This window comes from Moorena sp. SIO4E2, from assembly GCF_010671945.1.
Classification (GTDB): domain Bacteria; phylum Cyanobacteriota; class Cyanobacteriia; order Cyanobacteriales; family Coleofasciculaceae; genus Moorena; species Moorena producens.
Window position 1 is genome coordinate 1 of sequence record NZ_JAAHIE010001205.1, and the last position, 1,434, is coordinate 1,434.

General features: G+C 42.5%; 2 protein-coding genes. Both read right to left on the reverse strand.

The genetic code is table 11. The features are described from left to right. Positions 1-180 precede the first annotated feature (180 nt). Positions 181-408 carry a hypothetical protein gene (locus F6K37_RS42220; protein WP_287257197.1) on the reverse strand — a complete coding sequence of 76 codons (228 nt, stop codon included), beginning with the start codon at positions 406-408 and terminating at the stop codon, positions 181-183. A 469-nt stretch (positions 409-877) separates the two neighbouring features. Next, on the reverse strand, positions 878-1,434 hold a 557-nt coding region (locus F6K37_RS42225; protein ID WP_287257198.1), incomplete at its 5' end, for a Uma2 family endonuclease.

Consider the following 1,434-nt stretch of genomic DNA (forward strand, 5'->3'; position numbering starts at 1 on the left):
CGAACAACCTTCAACCTGATAACCTGCTAACCTCAAAAAAAAATAGCCGCAGAAATACTATCCACGGCTAGGAATTTACCTTATGTCATTCAGTTTTCCAACTTATCCAGACGTGAGTGATCTTACGGGACTCGACCGGATGGTTTGGCCAGGGGGAAAACCCCCCAGCAATTTAACGTGTTAACGGAGCCTGAAGTACTTGGTGGTAATTGTTATGAATTCTCCCGGAACATCCGTCGGCTGCAGAGGACTCCACTCGGCAATTTCGGTGTAGCCCAGTGCATAGAGGGTATGCATGGTATTAGTTATTGCTTTGCGGGAGCCTTTTAAAATGTGCTGAACACGGATTTTTTTGTTGGAATAATCGTCTGGATTGTTTTCTGAATTTGTTGGAAATTGTGAAGGCATAAGGGTCACCTTTTGCTTTTGGTGTACATTTATAATCGTAATGATTATATTTTAAGTTGTCAAGGGTTTTTAGATTTTTGTTTGAGGGGTAATGTAAAGAAATGCGGTCGCAAGCTATCAGCTTTCAGCTTTCAGCTTTCAGCTTTCAGCTTTCAGCTTTCAGCTATCAGCTATCAGCTTTCAGCTTTCAGCTTTCAGCTATCAGCTTTCAGCTTTTGAATAAAATAGATTTATAGCAATTATATATCCCATAAAGTACAAATTGATCCCCCTAAATCCCCCGAGCGAGCAATCCCTCGCTCGGGGGACTTTGAGGTTGAGAAGCGTACCTCATAACTGCGATAAACGCTATATTTTAAGCTGACGGCTGACAGCTGATAGCACCTCAAGTAGCGTGCGCGTAGCGCATATCCTTACATAATTTTTTTTCCCGACTCCCGATTCCCGACTCCCGATTCCCGATTCCCTTTTATTTAGGAAAAAACTGAGCCACAGTACAACTAAAACCAGGTAAAAGGGGAGAGGTTAGGGTATCTTGGCTGAACAGGGTTGCTACTAATTTGATCTGACTGTTTTCCCGGCGATAGACTTGGAGATTGCGAGACCTCCAATCAGCAATCCAATATTCTTTTACGCCTCGTGAAGAGTAAAGTTTTAGTTTAGCTTCTCGGTCTCGTCTTTGGTCTTGTTGACTAGCAGATAAAACTTCGACAGCTAATTCTGGGGCACCAGTTAGATGTCCAGATTTATCTAAGGTTAATGTATAGGTTTCTTGAGTAACCCAAACGACATCGGGAATAACATGATCTGATTCAGAAAACAGGACACCGGGACTAGGAATAGCTTCTCCTAAACCACTGGCTTCAGACCAAGCATCTAGCTGTCGAAAAATTTTGCCACAGGTTTGCTGATGTTTAGTATGAGGCGCTCTAGTCACAAATAATTCTCCATCAATGATTTCGTAGCGTGTTCCTTCATTTTCTGGTAGCAATTCTAGGTCATGAATAGTCCAGCATACTCTCTCAT